The sequence below is a fragment of the Fructobacillus americanaquae genome, assembly GCF_024029775.1.
GTDB lineage: Bacteria > Bacillota > Bacilli > Lactobacillales > Lactobacillaceae > Fructobacillus > Fructobacillus americanaquae.
Genome location: NZ_CP097122.1, coordinates 778846 through 795000, shown reverse-complemented (window position 1 = coordinate 795000; position 16155 = coordinate 778846). Strand labels below are relative to the sequence as shown.

Annotated in this window: 13 protein-coding genes and 5 tRNA genes (1 of these 18 only partly in view); 11 read left to right on the top strand and 7 right to left on the bottom strand. The window is 40.4% G+C overall.

What is annotated here, in order from left to right:
- The 6 genes from M3M36_RS03770 to M3M36_RS03745 form a co-directional block, all read left to right on the top strand.
- Positions 1-38 (top strand) — tRNA-Met (locus M3M36_RS03770) (it extends 36 nt beyond the left edge of the window).
- 2 nt (positions 39-40) lie between these two features.
- Positions 41-114 (top strand) — tRNA-Asp (locus M3M36_RS03765).
- 20 nt (positions 115-134) lie between these two features.
- Positions 135-207: transfer RNA gene (locus tag M3M36_RS03760), tRNA-Phe, on the top strand.
- Between the two features lie 21 nt (positions 208-228).
- Positions 229-299 (top strand) — tRNA-Gly (locus M3M36_RS03755).
- Positions 300-320: 21 nt separating this feature from the next.
- Positions 321-394 (top strand) — tRNA-Ile (locus M3M36_RS03750).
- Between the two features lie 115 nt (positions 395-509).
- Positions 510-1724, top strand: a complete 1215-nt coding sequence (locus tag M3M36_RS03745; RefSeq protein WP_252773303.1) for a DUF2075 domain-containing protein — start codon at positions 510-512, stop codon at positions 1722-1724.
- A gap of 65 nt (positions 1725-1789) precedes the next feature.
- Here M3M36_RS03745 and M3M36_RS03740 read toward each other — a convergent pair whose 3' ends face one another.
- Entirely contained in the window at positions 1790-2563 is a 774-nt protein-coding gene (locus M3M36_RS03740; protein WP_252773302.1) for a TIGR01457 family HAD-type hydrolase, read from the bottom strand.
- A 159-nt stretch (positions 2564-2722) separates the two neighbouring features.
- Here M3M36_RS03740 and M3M36_RS03735 point away from each other — a divergent pair, with 159 nt between their 5' ends.
- Complete coding sequence (locus M3M36_RS03735) at positions 2723-4930, top strand: LTA synthase family protein (RefSeq protein ID WP_252773301.1); 2208 nt, start codon at positions 2723-2725, stop codon at positions 4928-4930.
- A gap of 44 nt (positions 4931-4974) precedes the next feature.
- The gene (locus tag M3M36_RS03730; RefSeq protein ID WP_252773300.1) at positions 4975-5886 is read left to right on the top strand and encodes an RluA family pseudouridine synthase; all 912 of its coding nucleotides are present in this window, start codon (positions 4975-4977) and stop codon (positions 5884-5886) included.
- A gap of 43 nt (positions 5887-5929) precedes the next feature.
- Here the strand turns inward: M3M36_RS03730 and M3M36_RS03725 are convergent, their stop codons facing one another.
- Both M3M36_RS03725 and M3M36_RS03720 read right to left on the bottom strand, forming a co-directional pair.
- Entirely contained in the window at positions 5930-6667 is a 738-nt protein-coding gene (locus tag M3M36_RS03725; RefSeq protein WP_252773299.1) for an MIP/aquaporin family protein, read from the bottom strand.
- Between the two features lie 87 nt (positions 6668-6754).
- On the bottom strand, positions 6755-9046 hold the full coding sequence (locus tag M3M36_RS03720; protein ID WP_252773298.1) for a copper-translocating P-type ATPase: 2292 nt from the start codon (positions 9044-9046) through the stop codon (positions 6755-6757).
- A 943-nt stretch (positions 9047-9989) separates the two neighbouring features.
- On the opposite strand from M3M36_RS03720, the gene M3M36_RS03715 reads away from it, so the two are divergent.
- Positions 9990-10184 carry a hypothetical protein gene (locus tag M3M36_RS03715; RefSeq protein ID WP_252773297.1) on the top strand — a complete coding sequence of 65 codons (195 nt, stop codon included), beginning with the start codon at positions 9990-9992 and terminating at the stop codon, positions 10182-10184.
- 162 nt (positions 10185-10346) lie between these two features.
- On the opposite strand, the gene M3M36_RS03710 is transcribed toward M3M36_RS03715, so the two are convergent.
- The gene (locus tag M3M36_RS03710) at positions 10347-10775 is read right to left on the bottom strand and encodes a hypothetical protein (protein WP_252773296.1); all 429 of its coding nucleotides are present in this window, start codon (positions 10773-10775) and stop codon (positions 10347-10349) included.
- Positions 10776-11036: 261 nt separating this feature from the next.
- Between M3M36_RS03710 and M3M36_RS03705 the strand changes: the two genes are divergently transcribed.
- Positions 11037-11753: a DUF4352 domain-containing protein gene (locus M3M36_RS03705; protein WP_252773295.1), complete on the top strand. Its 717-nt coding sequence runs from the start codon at positions 11037-11039 to the stop codon at positions 11751-11753.
- Positions 11754-12435: 682 nt separating this feature from the next.
- Here M3M36_RS03705 and M3M36_RS03700 read toward each other — a convergent pair.
- The 3 genes from M3M36_RS03700 to M3M36_RS03690 all read right to left on the bottom strand — a co-directional run bounded on the left by M3M36_RS03700 (position 12436) and on the right by M3M36_RS03690 (position 13626).
- Positions 12436-12894 (bottom strand): hypothetical protein, encoded by a 459-nt coding sequence (locus M3M36_RS03700; RefSeq protein WP_252773294.1) that lies wholly within the window; start codon positions 12892-12894, stop codon positions 12436-12438.
- 32 nt (positions 12895-12926) lie between these two features.
- Positions 12927-13142 (bottom strand): hypothetical protein, encoded by a 216-nt coding sequence (locus M3M36_RS03695; RefSeq protein WP_252773293.1) that lies wholly within the window; start codon positions 13140-13142, stop codon positions 12927-12929.
- 211 nt (positions 13143-13353) lie between these two features.
- Complete coding sequence (locus M3M36_RS03690) at positions 13354-13626, bottom strand: hypothetical protein (protein ID WP_252773292.1); 273 nt, start codon at positions 13624-13626, stop codon at positions 13354-13356.
- A gap of 1137 nt (positions 13627-14763) precedes the next feature.
- Here M3M36_RS03690 and M3M36_RS03685 point away from each other — a divergent pair.
- On the top strand, positions 14764-16083 hold the full coding sequence (locus tag M3M36_RS03685) for a chloride channel protein (RefSeq protein WP_252773291.1): 1320 nt from the start codon (positions 14764-14766) through the stop codon (positions 16081-16083).
- Positions 16084-16155 lie beyond the last annotated feature (72 nt).

Genomic DNA, 16155 nt, shown 5'->3' with positions numbered 1-16155 from the left:
TAACCCGAAGGTCGTAGGTTCAAATCCTACTCCCGCAATTGGTCGCATGGTCTAGTTGGTTAGGACGCCTGCCTGTCACGCAGGAGATCACGGGTTCGAATCCCGTTGTGACCGTTTTCTGAAAAAGAAAAGTTGGCTCTGTAGCTCAGTTGGTAGAGCAATGCATTGAAGCTGCATGTGTCGGCGGTTCGATTCCGTCCAGCGCCATTGGGGGAACCCAGAAAAGATGCGAATGTAGTTCAATGGTAGAATTCCAGCCTTCCAAGCTGGCTATGCGGGTTCGATTCCCGTCATTCGCTTAGGCAAAGAGCCGAAACGATGGGCCATTAGCTCAGTTGGTTAGAGCGCTGTGTTGATAACGCAGAGGTCCCAGGTTCGAGTCCTGGATGGCCCATGACAAAGAAGACTTCGGTCTTCTTTTTTTTGTGCTCTAAAATCATTTTTATTCAAACAGGTTTTTACTCAAGAACAGTTTTGTCTGACCTATTGAGAAATTGTATAATCAGCTTATGGAAAAACAGGAAAATGACAACTTAAAGTCTTTTGATATTGATCACTTGAGTACGAGTCAAAGCGACATTCTTGCTACTTTACAAGACTATCTCGTTCAAGGCTTACAAGCACCTGGTCATCATGTAGCGGTGATTGAAGGCGCAGCAGGGACGGGAAAAAGCGTTTTACTGACAAAGCTTTTTAAGAATATTGGAGCGGGGATAAAAGATGAACACAGCCCTTATAAAGGGTTAAAAACGGTATTTACCGTTAATCATCCAGAACTTTTAAAGGTTTACCAGGAAATGGGCGCGCGTTATCAAAATCTTTATAAAAAAGATTATGTTCGGCCTACATCACTCATTAATGGGGGACACAAGACGGATAGTCGCTATGATGTTGTTTTGATCGACGAGGGCCACCTCCTACTAAGTAAGAGAGAGCCCTATATTCGTTTTTTTCAAGACAATCAGTTAACCGAAATTATTAAATTGGCGAAAGTTGTCGTGGTTGTTTTTGACTTTCAGCAGGTTATTCAGGGTAAGATGTTTTGGAACCAAAAACTGTTAAATCAGGTCTTAGCCCCCTATGATCATCGGATTTTTCCAATGGATTTTCAATATCGAATGGAAGTCAACGCCCCTGTTTCCTCGTGGATTGATGACTTTGTTACAGGCAAGCTCACACCTTTGCCAGCTGATCTAGGAAATTACGATCTGCGAATTTTTAAACGAGCAGATGTCCTCTTGAAAACGATCAAGGCCCGCAACCAAGAAGTTGGCTTAGCCCGAGTACTGGCAACAACTGGGTTTCAACGCCGGTCTGATGGCGCCCACCACGTTGTTTTAGACGGTTTTGATTTACCATGGGACGAGTTTGATGCGCAAGTCAAAACGTGGCCAAACCGACCTGAATCAATTAACCAGGTGGGATCGATTTATACTGTCCAGGGTTTTGATTTAAATTATGCTGGGGTTTTGCTGAGCCCGGCATTTGAGTACGATGAAGAAAGTGACCGGATGGTAGTTAATCCAGCAAAGGTTACGCATAAAGAAATTTATAAAAAGAATCCCAATTTGACAGATGCAGATGCCATTGCTCAGGCTAAAATTGATTTTATGTACAATGCTTTAAATATTTTAGCTAAGCGTGGTAAAAAAGGGTTGTATCTAAAGGCAGCTGACCCAGCCCTTAACGCACGTTTGCTGGCCTTACAAAATAAAGCAAAATAAAAGAAGCCAAACCATGATAGGCTTGGCTTCAACGAGAAAAACCGGTTATCCGGATTTTGATTCAATTATTCAACAGACCATTCATCAAAGTTAGCGACAAAATCAGATGGTTGGTTGACTTCTTTGGCCACATCGGCTGGCTTAGAAACGCCGGTGTAGACTAGAAGAGTATCGAGCCCGTTTTTGATACCGGCAAGGATATCCGTATTATAGTTATCGCCAACCATGACGGGATGGTCGGGATGATTAAGCTTAGCCAGAGCACCTTCCATAATTGGAGCTTCTGGCTTAGCAATAATAGTCGGTTCGACCCCGGTTGCCGTTTTGAGAGCAGCGACAAGTGAGCCGGCACCAGGAAGCATGCCCTCTTCACTTGGCAGGTTTGTATCGGCATTCGTAGCAATAAACTTTGCTCCGCGAGCAATCGCAAAAGTTGCCTCTTTGAGCTTTTGGTAGGTAAAGTTGCGGTCGAGACCCATTACCACAACGTTGGCTTCAGTGGCGGGGACCAGGTCGATGCCGGCATTTTCGAGGGCATCTTTTAGTCCAGTTTCACCAATTAGATAAACCTTTTGCCCGCTGCTAGCTAAACCCTTAACATAGTCAGCGGTTGCCATAGCTGAGGTATAGACCTGATCAACCGTTGTTTTGATACCGTGGTTAATCGTTAGGTTATCTGCGACATCCTTGGCTGTTTTTGTTGAATTATTAGTGACAAAAAGGTAAGGAATTTGGGCAGTTTGCAACCGCTCAATAAATCTTTTAGCGGCTGGAATTGGTTGTTTGCCATGGTAGATTGTTCCATCAAGGTCAATTAAATAAGCATTATACTTTGGCATAAAAATATCCTCTTTAGTGGTTCGATTGATTCTATTGTCACGTATTTATTTAAAATTAGCAAGTGAAAAAGACCAGGTTTTAAAAACAGAAAAAAAGATACGTGCTTGAAATGATTTTTAACTGAAAGCCCCCAGAAATAGGCGTATAATGGCCTTATTATGAAAAATGACGTACAAAAAAATCCGCATCTTTTAAAGGCGGTTTACCAAGCAGGTCGAGCAAGAGTTCAGACTCGCTTAGGTTTTTATACACTATTAGTTTCGTTATTCATCTTGAAAACTTTTTTGGCTTACGGCATGGATTTTAACTGGATGCACGTGTCGTCATTATATCAAGTTTTTTTGATGCTGATTAATCCAATCGGATTTACGATGCTAATTTTTGCACTACCGTTATTCTTTAAAAATCGTAATCTTTATTACGGTGGGATGATGGTTTTATATACGGCGCTGACCACCTATCTTTATATTAGCGTGACTTATTATCGTGAATTTACTGACTATCTGAGTGTTAACGTGATTTTGAACTACTCGTCGGTTAACCAAGGTGGTAAGGCCGCCGGTGCAATTAGTTTTAGTGCCCACGACTTTTTGTTTTGGATTGACGTTGTGATCCTCATAGGTCTTTTGTTGTTTAAAAAGATTAACCGTGATCGAAAAGAGGTGCGGCCTGGGAAAACATCAACTTTGATAGCAGTTGGCTGGTTGCTTATCGTGGCCAACTTGGCGTTGGCTGATGTTGATCGGCCCCAGCTGCTGACCCGTCAGTTTGATCGGGAATACCTGGTTAAGTATTTGGGGATTGGCCCCTTTACGATCTTAGATGCTTATAATACTTTTAAAACCAGTCAGGTACGAAAATCAGCGAAACCAGCAGAACTGCAAAAGGTAAAAAAGTACGTTCAAGACCACTATGTTGGCATGAATCCAACCTATGCTGGAAAGGCTAAGGGCAAGAACGTCATTGTAATTCATCTGGAGTCATTCCAACAATTTTCAATTGACCGTAAGGTTAACGGGCAAGAGGTAACACCGTTCTTAAATTCTTTGTATCACAGCAAGGATACGATTGCCTTTGATAACTTCTTCCACCAAGTCGGCCAGGGAAAGACCTCCGATGCTGAAAATCTATTGGAGACGTCGACCTATGGTCTGCCACAAGGTTCGCTCTTTGCTAAATTGGGCAATGACCAGACCTTCCAGGCTATGCCTGCCATTTTGAACCAACGGGCTGGCTATTCATCAGCAGTTTTCCATGGTAATACCGGATCGTTTTGGAATCGAACGAATGTTTACAAGAACATGGGTTATCAGAATTGGATTTCGGGTGAATACTTTGATACGAGTGGTAAAAATTCAACTGCATGGGGTTTGAAGGATAAGTTGCTCTTTAAAGACTCAGTCCCATACCTTGAACGGTTGCAACAGCCGTTTTATGCTAAGTACATTACGGTTTCCAACCATATTCCATATGAAATTGATAAGGATGACCAGGATCCTAATTTCCAAACGTCTAATTCTGGTTCCAAGTATATTGATAATTACTTTATTACTAACCATTATTTGGATCAGGCCATTAAAGAATTTTTCGATTATTTGAAGAAATCAGGTTTGTACGACAATACGATGGTTGTGCTCTATGGTGACCACTACGGTATCAATAACACGGATAATAAGTATTTGGCCCCACTTTTGGGCAAGGATCCAAGCAAATGGACCGACCTGGATAACGAAAACTTGCAAAGAACACCGTTGATTATTCATATTCCAGGTTTGAAAAATGGTGGAATTAACCACACCTATGGGGGTGAAGTTGATGTAGCCCCAACAATCGAACATCTTTTGGGTATTTCAAGTAAACGTTATATTCAGTTTGGTCAGGACCTTTTGTCGACAAAACGAAGTCAATTGGTTGTGATGCGTAATAAGGATTGGATGACGCCAGAGTATGCTTCGATTTCTGGTACCATTTGGGATACTAAGACAGGCGAAAAGGTCATTGATCCAACGCCTGATCAGGAAAAATTGTTTAACAAGTATCAGACGGAAGCAAATGAAACGCTTGCTATGTCTGACACGCTAAACCAGAAGAATTTGTTGCGTTTCTACCATCCAGACGGCTTTAAGGCAGTTGATGCAGCAGCTTATGATTATTCGAAGTCGAAGACATTGGCACGTTTCAAAAAGGCAAACGAAAATCAAAGTTCAACCTCCTTATACACTCAGCATGGCGATCAGAGTACTGTTGGTGACTATGTCACTAATGCACCGGAAATTAATGATAGCCCAGATTCATTGCAAGCGGACTATCCAGGTGCGTCAGTTGCTTTTTCACCAAGTAGTGCAAGTAGCAGCAGTGGCAACTAACATGAAATCAGGGGAAACCCTGATTTTTTACTAGGGAAAAGAAAATGTTTGCAAAATATCAACGAGAAATTACCATTACGGATCGCTTTGCTGGTTTGGCAGTGAAAGATTACTTGAAACAAATTTTTCTGCCAAAGCATTTGCGGGGGAATTTGCGACATGAAAGGGGCCTCCAGATTAATGGCCAACAGGTCTCGACAGCCCATGTTTTAAAGACCGGCGATCAATTAACCTTGGCCTTCCAAGAGGCGGTCTTCTTGGACCAGCAGGGCCCTTATCCGGCTAATACTGACGGTACATTTGCCATTGTCTATCAAAATGAGGACCTCTTGGTGGTAAACAAACCCGCTGGGATGAAAATGCACCCGCATTCGCCGACAGAAACGGATACGTTGCTAAATTACGTTAATGGTTATTTTCAAACAAATCCGCAAAAATCGGCTGACCAACCTGCTCAGGCTTTGATGGTTCATCGCTTGGATCGAGCAACTTCTGGCCTAGTGATTATTGCTAAAAATCCAATTGTGGTCCCAATCTTAAACCGTTTAATAAAAGAAAAAATTATTCAGCGCACCTATCTGGCCAGAGTCAGGGGTCTTTTTGACCAGAAGGTTGGCATCTTTGAACAAAGGATTGGACGGCATCCAAGTGATGATCGCTTGCGTTGGTTGGATGCCACAGGTCAAAGTGCAACGACCCATTATCAGGTTTTAAGTGAGGATAGAAAACGCAATGAGAGCCTTGTTCGCCTTGAATTACAGACGGGTAGGATGCACCAGCTGCGGGTCCATTTAGCCGGAAATGGTCATCCCATTAATGGGGATGACTTGTATCACGGCAAGGCTGACAAGCGACTAGCCCTGCATTCAACGGCTCTTTTACTGGTGTTGCCCTTTACCGGTGAGCAAGTTTTATTGGAAGAACGTGCTGGGTTAATTTCAAAAAATAGCAATTAAAAAGGTCCTGACTAGAAAGTCAGGACCTTTTTGATACGAAGGATTATTCGGCAACTGATTTAACAGCGGGATCATCTTCATTCATGAAATATTTAACGACTAGGCCAGCTAAGAGACCGCCCAAAATCTCGGCAATTAAGAAGTACCAGAGATGGGCAGAGGATGCCAAGCCCTTGTAAAGAGCGGGGGCAAGAACACGGGCTGGGTTAACCAAGCCATTTGTCAGTGGATAGGTCACAAAGGAAATCAGGGTGAAGCTAATCCCAGTGATAGCGGCACTTTGTTTGATGTGCTTTTTCAATGCCACTAGGGTAATAAAGACTAAGACGAAGGTAAAGAATAATTCAATGGCCACCGCTAGCCAAACGGAAATGGCACTTGCTGCGGATGGCTCTAACAAGGAAAATAATTGGCTAGCTTTGACAGAAGACGTTGATGAAGATGATGAGCCACTTTGTTGTGCATTAATGATTGGGATTAATGTATAAACTGCAAGGGTCAATCCAGCAAAGGCTCCAAGGAACTGGGCCAAAAAGTAGGCTCCAAAGGTTTTCCACGAGATGTCTTGATTGATGGCTGCTCCTAGAGAAACGGCGGGGTTAAAGTGGCCACCGTTCGCCATCGGCCCGAAGATAAACATCAACGCTGCTAGGGATAGGCCAAAGATTGCCATAGCATCGAAGAGCTGACCTGTTTGGAAGGTCGTGACGTAAATCAAGGCGGTGGTGGCGAAGATAACCAACAGCATCGTCCCAAAGAATTCTGCAAAATACTTGCGCATAAAAAAAAGCTCCTTTTATTTGTACTCAACTGCTAATTATACAGCTTTGACATAAAAGAAACTTTAAAGATTCTAATTTTTGCTCGCTTACTTGTGTAAGAGAAGCGCATTGACTGCCACAACAACCGTTGAAAGCGACATCACGATAGCGCCAATTAATGGGTTTAACATGATGCCAGCAAAGGCAAAGAGGCCAGCGGCGGTCGGAATGGCTAAGATATTATAGCCGGCCCCCCACCAAAGGTTCTCAATTTCTTTACGGTTAGCATTATGGGCTAAGTTAATTAAGTCGATAATCTTTGGCAAGGATTGCGAAATCAACACCGCGTCGGCTGACGCCTGGGCCACATCGGTTCCTGCACCAATGGCTACTGATAAATCGGCTTGGGCCAAGGCAGGAGAATCATTAATCCCATCACCAATCATCATCGTCTTACCTTTTTGTTGATACTGCTTGACCAGGTTAATCTTGTCCTCTGGTGAAACCTCTGCCTGAACCAAGTCGATGCCCAATTCTTGGGCAACCTTATTAGCCGTCTTTTGAGCATCACCTGTGACAAGGACTGGAGTAATTTGGTGAGCCTTAAGTTGGGCAACGAAGTCTTTGGCAGTGGCTTTAATGCTATCACCAAGGGAGACAGCAGCCAAAACTTGGTGGCCATCCGTTAGGTAGGAAATTGAACCATCGGCATCTAATGGGTTAAAGTCAATCTGTTGGTCGGTTAGGTAACGGGCTGAAACCAGTGAGTATTGCTGACCATTGACGGTTCCACTAATCCCAGCCCCGGAAATGGTTTGAACGTCTTGACCGTCTGTGACGGTCACACCATCGTCCTTGGCTTTTTGGACAATAGCCTTAGCTAGTGGGTGAGAAGATTGCTGTTCAAGGGCGGCCATGATGGCTAGGGCGTCATGGTCGCTGATTTTGTTAGTGACTAATTTTTGTACTTGGAAATGACCGTTAGTCAAAGTACCGGTCTTATCCATTAATGCATAATCCAGATGTTTAGCTGACAGCACTGCACCGTGCTTCTTAATCAAAATACCGTCTTTGGCTGCCAGTGCCTTGGTTCGTTGAATCACCAATGGAATGGCCAGGCCTAAAGCGTGTGGACAAGCAATGATTAGCGTTGTCACGGCAATGTTAAAGGCAGTGGCCAGGCCACTGATGGCGGTCCAGATAACCAGGGCCAAGACGGCAGCTGTCAAGCCAACCCAGAAAAGCCAGCCGGCAACCTGATTGGCTAATGATTCAGCTTTGGTAGAGCTGGCTTCTGTTTGGTTCAAAGTCTTTTTGAGGTGACCAATAAATGAGTCATTGCCGACGGCCGAAACCTGGACAAGCAGAGTGCCTTCACCGTTAATCGTTCCACCAATGACAGAGGACTTTTCAGTCTTTTGGACCGGCTTTGATTCCCCAGTCATCAGAGATTCATCCACTTGAGATGAACCTGAAAGGACGGTCCCATCGGCGGGAAAGGATTCACCAGCCAAGACTTGGACAACCGCACCCTTCGTGAGCGAACTGACGGGCTTATCAGTGAATGAGTCGCCGTCTTTGACGTGGGCCGTTGCTGGTGTGAGCTTTGCCAGTTCGGAAGTTGCATTGCCGGCCTTCATGGTGGCTTGCATTTCAATTAGGTGCCCCAAGAGCATGATAACGACTAAGGTACCGAACTCTAGGAAGTAGTCCATGGCCGCGACCTTAAAGAAAGTTTTGGCAATAAAGGCATAAACGGAAACCCAGAAGGTCACCAAAAGTCCCATGGAAATCAGCGACATCATCGCTGGTTTCTTTTGCTTCAACTCAAGTTTCGCGCTTGAAAAGAAAGGTTGGGTCCCAACGGCATACATGGCGACCGCCAAAAGCAGCATCACCCAGTTGGAACCAGGGAATGTCAACGTGATTGGTAGGTCAACGCCCATAAAGGGGGCAACGAAGAGGAGCGGAATCAAGAGGGCGAAAGACCACCAGAATCGTTGTTTCATGTTGCCATGATTCATTGGCATCCCGTCCATGGCACCCATTCCAGACATTCCAGCCATGTCGTGATCCATTCCGGACATGCTCCCCATGCCATGATCCATGTGGCCGTGATCCATCTTCATGTGGCCATGGTCCATTTGCATGTGGCTATCGTGTCCGTCATGGTTGTGCCCCATATCCATATTGTCCATGTTGTTGTGGCCGCCATGGCCATGGCCCATTTGCATGTGGTTATCGTGTCCGTCATGGTTGTGCCCCATATCCATGTTGTCCATGTTGTTGTGGCCGCCATGGCCTGGATGACCCATCTGCGTCTGGCCCATGTCTTTTTTCATGTTTTCTTCATGGTTTTTGTGATTCATGTGACGGTTCTTGTCAAAGTCGTCTGCCATAAAAAATTCCTTTCTAAAAACAAATTTATTCCTTTACTGGTCTAACTTAAAACAAATTCTAATATTATGCAAGTTCTTGATAGTTGATTAAAAAAATCAGCAAGATTAATTTCTAATAAAAAAGCTGTTAAAACAATGATCAACAGCCTTTTGAATCGAAAAAATTATCTTTGGTGAAGTTAGAAACCGTCGTTTATTTTTACATGATTGGTATAGTTTCTTTTTAATTGGAATGACAAAGAGGTTTCATTGGTACTAGTGCTAAGAAACCTCGATAACATGAAATATCCAATAAGAGCAATTGAATTCTTTTAAATTCAGTTGCTCATGTCTCCTTTCTAAGCTATAAAAAACTAAAATATTGATAGCTTTTCGCTTAGTTTTGCTTTCATAATGATGATTTAAAAGACTTTAGCGTGAGTTGGTTTGTCTCATACGGTCAAATTAGTTTGAACAAAGCTAAGTGTTGAGTATAAAATAGTGAAGCTCTCATGAACCATTATAATGGTAAAAATACGAATTTTTACGAATTTGAAGAAGAAATAAATCTGCATCCTAATCCAAACCAAGGTGGTTGCGCGAGTAGCGGCATAACAAACAACGGTAATCGATGATTATCTAACATTGCTGCTTATTAGTTTATAGGAAGAATAATGTTTTGATAGAATTAACGCCCTTGCTTTTTTTCAATCTTTACTGTTATAAACTAAAAATTATGTATTTTTGTTTATAATAGTATGTTTCTTGATTACGTAAAAAAGAGTAGTTTTTGAAGTTTCAGGGCTGGTCTTTTTGATGAGAGGGTCGCATTTATCATTTGGTCTAAATAGGTACTTTCTATCAGGTTGATTGCAAAATATTCCATTTTGTACAGAAATAATTAGTTTTGTTGACGACAAAAAGTGAGCTAGAATAGTTTATAAGAAATGTTGGAGGAAAGAGTATGCGTAGTACAGCAAAAGTTAACAAGAAAAAATTGTGGAGTATTTTGTTATTAGCCTTTATCTTGAAACAGACGATATCTTTTTCAAAAATCATTTCTTGGTTACTTTTTTTGGTTCAAGTAGTGATTGTTTTAATTATGATTTATGCTGATTTTGAATCAGAAAATCGTTCTCATCATGATTCTAAGAATTGAGTTTTTCACATAGCTAGAACGCCTTTGGTTTTGACTCATGAACTGCAGCTTTTGACGATTTATTAATTGCGCGTTTAACATTGACAAAAAGGGTCATGATTTAATAATTTGAAATTAAAAAGGCCCCTCTGGTTCAAAGCAGAGAGGACCTTTTTTGTTTACCTATACAAATGGAAATACTATATTTGTGTTTGCCGACCGCGGACCATCAATTTTTCGAGAATATTGATGATATTCATTACCGATTTGCTGTTTAATAAGTGCCGGAAGCGCTTTATCGTCATCAACAATCATTGTCCTAGATATATATGAACCCTTGTGTTGAATAGCAATATATTTCTTTTTTTGACTGTTATCGTTACTTATTTTAAGCCAGTCGCCATTAGATAAAGCATTATCAACTGCGTATACATCTATGCGTTCACTGTTTGCTGTATCAGCAGGAAGGACTGCGTATGCAGTAGTCGATGGTAGGAAGGGGTTGTAGCGATCAATAATTGATATTTGTTGTTTCCTACCTATTCCAAAAACTAATAAGACAATGATACAGAATAATACTAATACGGTTGTTTTCTTTTTTTTGATAAACAATGTTTCTCTCTCCTAAAATACAAAACTTAAAATTACAATAATAAATTACCATCTCTAATTTAGAATTGCAAATAACCGAACGTAATACAATGTTGGTCAACGAAAGTAAAAAACGTCTCCATTTTTTGGGGGCGATTTTTTCTTCTCTCAAAAAGTCTTTTGCTCAATTGGCGTCCGATCAATTAATCTACTGCTCCAAAAGGGCAGCTACGGACATTGATGGCAAAAATTAAATTTATAACAGATTTAAAAGGAAGTTGAATGAAAAAAGAATCGAAAAACAATCAAGTACTATACATCATAACTGTTATATTATCGGCCTTTTCTTTAATCACAGCATGGATTCCATATGTGAACTTAATCGGCGTGCTGTCTTCCCTGATGGCTGTGATCTTAATCATTAGCATCCTGATTAAGTCAAAAGGAAAGGGGTGGAAAAAGTATAGCGTTAGTCTTTTAATTTCTATTTTGGCTATTGTCATCACCGTAACAGTGCAAATGAGCGTCCACTACGTTCATCAAATAACCTTACAAAAATCAAGTGCACAACTCAAAAGCAAGGCTTTCAAGATTGGCCAATCCATCACGATTGAAACTGACCAATACCGAGTTAACAGTGTTTCATTTTTAAATCAGATTGCCAACTATTCACCCAATCCAGGGAATAAAATCATTGCGATATCGTTGACGATTAAAAATACGGCCACCAAAGACTTTGGCACAGGTGACGCAGACCTACCATATGCAACAAACATGTTTCACATTCAATCCGGAAACAGCGACATTCCTTTAATTACAGGAAAAAATCTACCAAACGAAATCCCTGCACAAGGCAAAATCGATATTAAAGATAGTATCACTGGCACCCTATATGCTGAAGTCCCAGCCAATAGTCATCCTAAACTAGTCTATGGACGATCCCAGAATCAAGCGTCTACTAATGACCGAATTCCTTCTTTCTCAGTTAGCCTCACATAAGGAATCTGATTCATTGTATTGATAAATTTTGTCGGTTTCACCGTTTGTACGTACGCTGTATGTACAGATTTTTGGTGTTAAAATGATTTTTGTTGACAGGAAAAGTAAGATACAATGTTTTTACTGGAATGAGAAAATGGGAGAATTATTTATGAAAAAGTTTATTGAGTCAATCTATATGAATAGGTCAATCTATACGAATAATCTAATCGGAGCGTTGGTCTTTTTTTTGGTTATGCATTTTATGTTCAGATCAAATAATTTGTTACATGATATTTTATCCACGATTATTTTTTATTTTGTGATGGTTAGTTTTTCACTTTTAAACAAGCGTTCTCATCAAGGTTCTCAGAAATGATTTTTTCACAAAACCAGAATGTTTTGAAAACCGCTTTCTGAGAAGTAGACAAATTGTTGGGGTCCAAATTGAGCAAGCGTGCTTATCATAAAAGAAAGACCAGCCCCGAAATTTCAGGGCTGGTCTTTTTTACTTTCGTTAATCAACATTATGTTAACTAGCATTATTCTTATTCGTAAATGTAAAAAGTGAGATGGGAGAACCAGTATTTTTTAACCCATAGCGTATTGAACTTTTTTCTTTTAGGAATACGTTTAATTAACTTAGTCAAAAATTTACTTTCTGTGTAGGAGTTTAAATCCTTCTTTTCGATAGTTAAAACAATTAGTGTATTTTTTTAGAAAGGTCAATGATAACAACTTGGTAGTTATCGTTAGTTTCAATACAGCCCCAAACACAATAGTTCATTCTATTTGAAAATAATCGGCCGATGATCGTTTTAGGGAATAAATGTTTATTCTGCTTAAGCCAATTATTGGTTGAATCAAAATTATTAATATCGATTATTTTTGGAATAACATGATATTGAACGGCAGAGTTCAACCTATTGAAACGTTTAATACTACTAATAGCTAAGTAATTTAGCATTATTAAAAGCAAAGTGTTATAAACGAATAGAGTATCAATCATATTGTGTTTGACCATCGAAATTAACAATAAAACAACCAAAATATCCCACACAACTATGCATACAACTATGGGGATTTGCAAATAAACAAAATTTTTTTTGTTCCTGCCTTGTTTCTGCAATAGATTTTGCGTTACTTCTATAATCTGGTCCAATTAATTTCCCCTATCTTTATCAAATTTTTAAGCTAGCTTTCCTCCACAATGAATAATAAAATTAATCCAATAATTGTATAGACTGAAGCCGGTGTCTTTGTTTCTGTTGGAAGTTTCCCAACGGAATCCAACACAGAAGCAACAGTTCCAGATAAGCTAACTAATAATTGTCCATTAATATTTAAGACTCGTTGTAGTAATGATAACATAGTTTGAGCTGCTTGTTTAAGCGCATCATTAGCTGGCATTGTAAGGATCATTGTTAATTGGTTTTCGAGACTACCCCCATTGTTGAGGTTGAAATTGAGCAAGTACGCTTGTCATAAAAGTAAAAACCGCCCCAAATACTGGGGACGTTTTTTTTGACTTGCGTTAAGGCACATTATATTAACTAAAATTTGTACATACGCTATACGGGTATTTGGGAAATATATATTTTGTTAATAGGCACCCGAGAGATTATTTATTTTCCTTTTTTTCATAACGATAGCCATTAAGAAAATCGACAATCTCTTGCATTCTGCCACCTACAATTTTATTCAAAATTCTGATAAATGGTGCATAATACCAAATTTTAATATGACCATTAGATTTATCTTGTCGATATTTATCGCGCCCTTTTTCATCGTTATGGGCATATGGTCCATGGTAACTATAATCACGACTATATGTGTCGTTCTCATAGTTTTCTTTTACCATGTCATGTAAGTCTTTTATTTTATTTTTGGACATTTATTTTTCCTTATTTTTGTGTTTAAGTATACGTTAATAAAAGATAGAATTGTATTTTTAATGGTCATCGGTGTCAATGTTATACTGTCAATATGGACAATGCAAAACTTGACATCCTAACAGCACTAGAAAAAGAACTGAGTATTAGTCGTCAAACACAGTATAAACGGCTTAATGATAGGAATATGAGCAAAAGACTTTTTAACAAAAGAAAAAGCAGATCCCAATTAATGGGATCTGCTTTTTTTCGTTAACGCACATTATGTTAACAGCGACTGATTATACCTAGAAAGATAGTGTTTATCCTATAGAATTAACGTGAGAGAGATCAACAGTGATTCCTTCAAAAAATCCAATAACTCCAATAACTCCTATTGCTAAAAACAATACCTAATATCTGTATTATTCTGTGTTTATTTTCATGATTCCCCAGTTTGTTTTCGTTAATTTACATTATATTAAGTCGAATTTTAGTGGTGTAAGAATCCGTTGATAAAGCCATATACTATGGGAATAATAATACCAATGCTAGTAATGGTAAATCCTATTTTTTCAAGTAAGTTAAGTCGAGTTTCTTAAAAAAGCTTTTGGCATGTGTTAGTAAAATGATAATTCCGATTAAAGCAGCATAGTAACCAATAATGTATAGCATAATTTAAACCTCTGTATATTGATAATGCTCTTTTTAAAGGAATATTGATATATGATGATCGGGAAAGCCAAAGTGTTAGACTTTATTTTTTAGGGGCGTTTCTTTTCTCAAAAAGTCTTTTGCTCAATTTCAGCCAAATCAATTAGTGTACTGCTCAAAAAGGGAAGTTAAAGACATTGATGACAAGTTGAACTTTAATCGATTAGCACAATAATGGCCGCAGGCATTTATTCTTGCTTTATAACGCGACCGTTCTTTTCCGGTAAAAATCAAGCTGGCATAAAAGCGGAATTCAATAGTAAAGACTTTTAACCAGATTCTTGCATTTTCTGGACAAATTATGTACATTAGTATGCGGTTATTTACCACTTATTCTGCGCATGGTTGAGCCATTTTCGGCCAAAAGGAGACCCTGATTTGCCCAATGAAATTGTCAGAATTTAATTGTTTTCAAATAATCCAATTACCGATCTAAAGGGGAAATTATGGTTAATCAAAATCAACAGCCGTTAGCGGCTGAATTCAAAGAAGAGGACAGCGCCTTTTGGTCACTGGGGATTGCGACAATCGTCTTGGCGGTGGTTATCGGCTTTGCTGCACTCTTGCTGTCACTCTTTTTAGAACATGTGGAAGTTTTGTTCTTACATTTTCATGAATCGTTCCGGCACTATAGCCCAAACAGCGCTAGTCCAATGCGCCGTTTTCTATCGGTTGTCATCGGATCAACAATTGCCGGGTTTGTCTGGTGGGCGATTCGTTCTCGTGGCCGCAAAATCGTTGGTATTAATGCTGCCTTGAAAGGTGACGAAATGCCACCAATTAAGACGGCTTTCAACGTCTTGGCTCAGATGTTCTTTGTCGGAACGGGTGGGTCCGTTGGTCGTGAGTTAGCACCTCGGCAGGCCGGGGTCATGCTAGCCCAAGTTTATCAAAAGAAAACAGCTAAATGGCAGTTCTTGAAGTTAAGTCAAGAGGACCAAAAGCTACTCTTGGCCGCCGCGGCTGGTGCTGGTTTTGCCGGTGTTTATATCTCGCCAATTACGGGGATGCTCTTTGCCGTTGAACTGCTATTGAAGAAAGCATCTGTGAAGACCATTTCGGTGGCTTTGATTATGTCGACGATTGCTGCCTTAATGGGAGCGATTGTTAAGGGCTTTGATCCATACTATGCCTTATCAAAGGCTGACCACTTCTCACTGATTTTATTGGTCGTTTCCTTGATTATCGGCCCAATTGCCGGAATCTTTGGGGCGTGGGCCAAGCAAGCCTTTGCTTGGGCACAGCAATACCAGGCAAAGGGAAAGTGGCTTTGGGTGACGATGCCATTGGTCGGAATCGTCACTGGGCTAACTGCCTGGGTCTTCCCTTACGTGATGGGGAATGGCCGTGCCACGGCCCAGTATGCTTTTTTGCAAACGAACCATCACTTGCTGTACTTTTTCATTGCCCTTGGTTTAGCTAAATTTGTCATGACCTTCTTGAGTCTCTACGCTGGTGGTACTGGTGGTACATTGACACCCTCGATTGCATTGGGAAGTGTCTTGGGCTTGGTTTTCTCCGTGCCCTTGGCACCACTTTTTCCAGGAATCTTACCATGGCAGTTTGCTTTGATTGGTGCCGTTGCCCTATTAGCAGCCTCTCAGCAAGCACCATTGATGGCAATGTTTATGGTCTTTGAAATCAGTCACCTGGACTATTCGGCTCTGATTATCTTCGCCCTTGCGGTGGCCCTGTCATCGTCAACAGCTAAGATTTATCTGAATTGGTGTGACCGCCGTGCTGCAGTAAAATCTAAATTAGGCTAATTTCACTAGAAATGCCAGAATGTTTTTAACATTCTGGCATTTTTTTATTACAGATAATACATAGGAAAGATG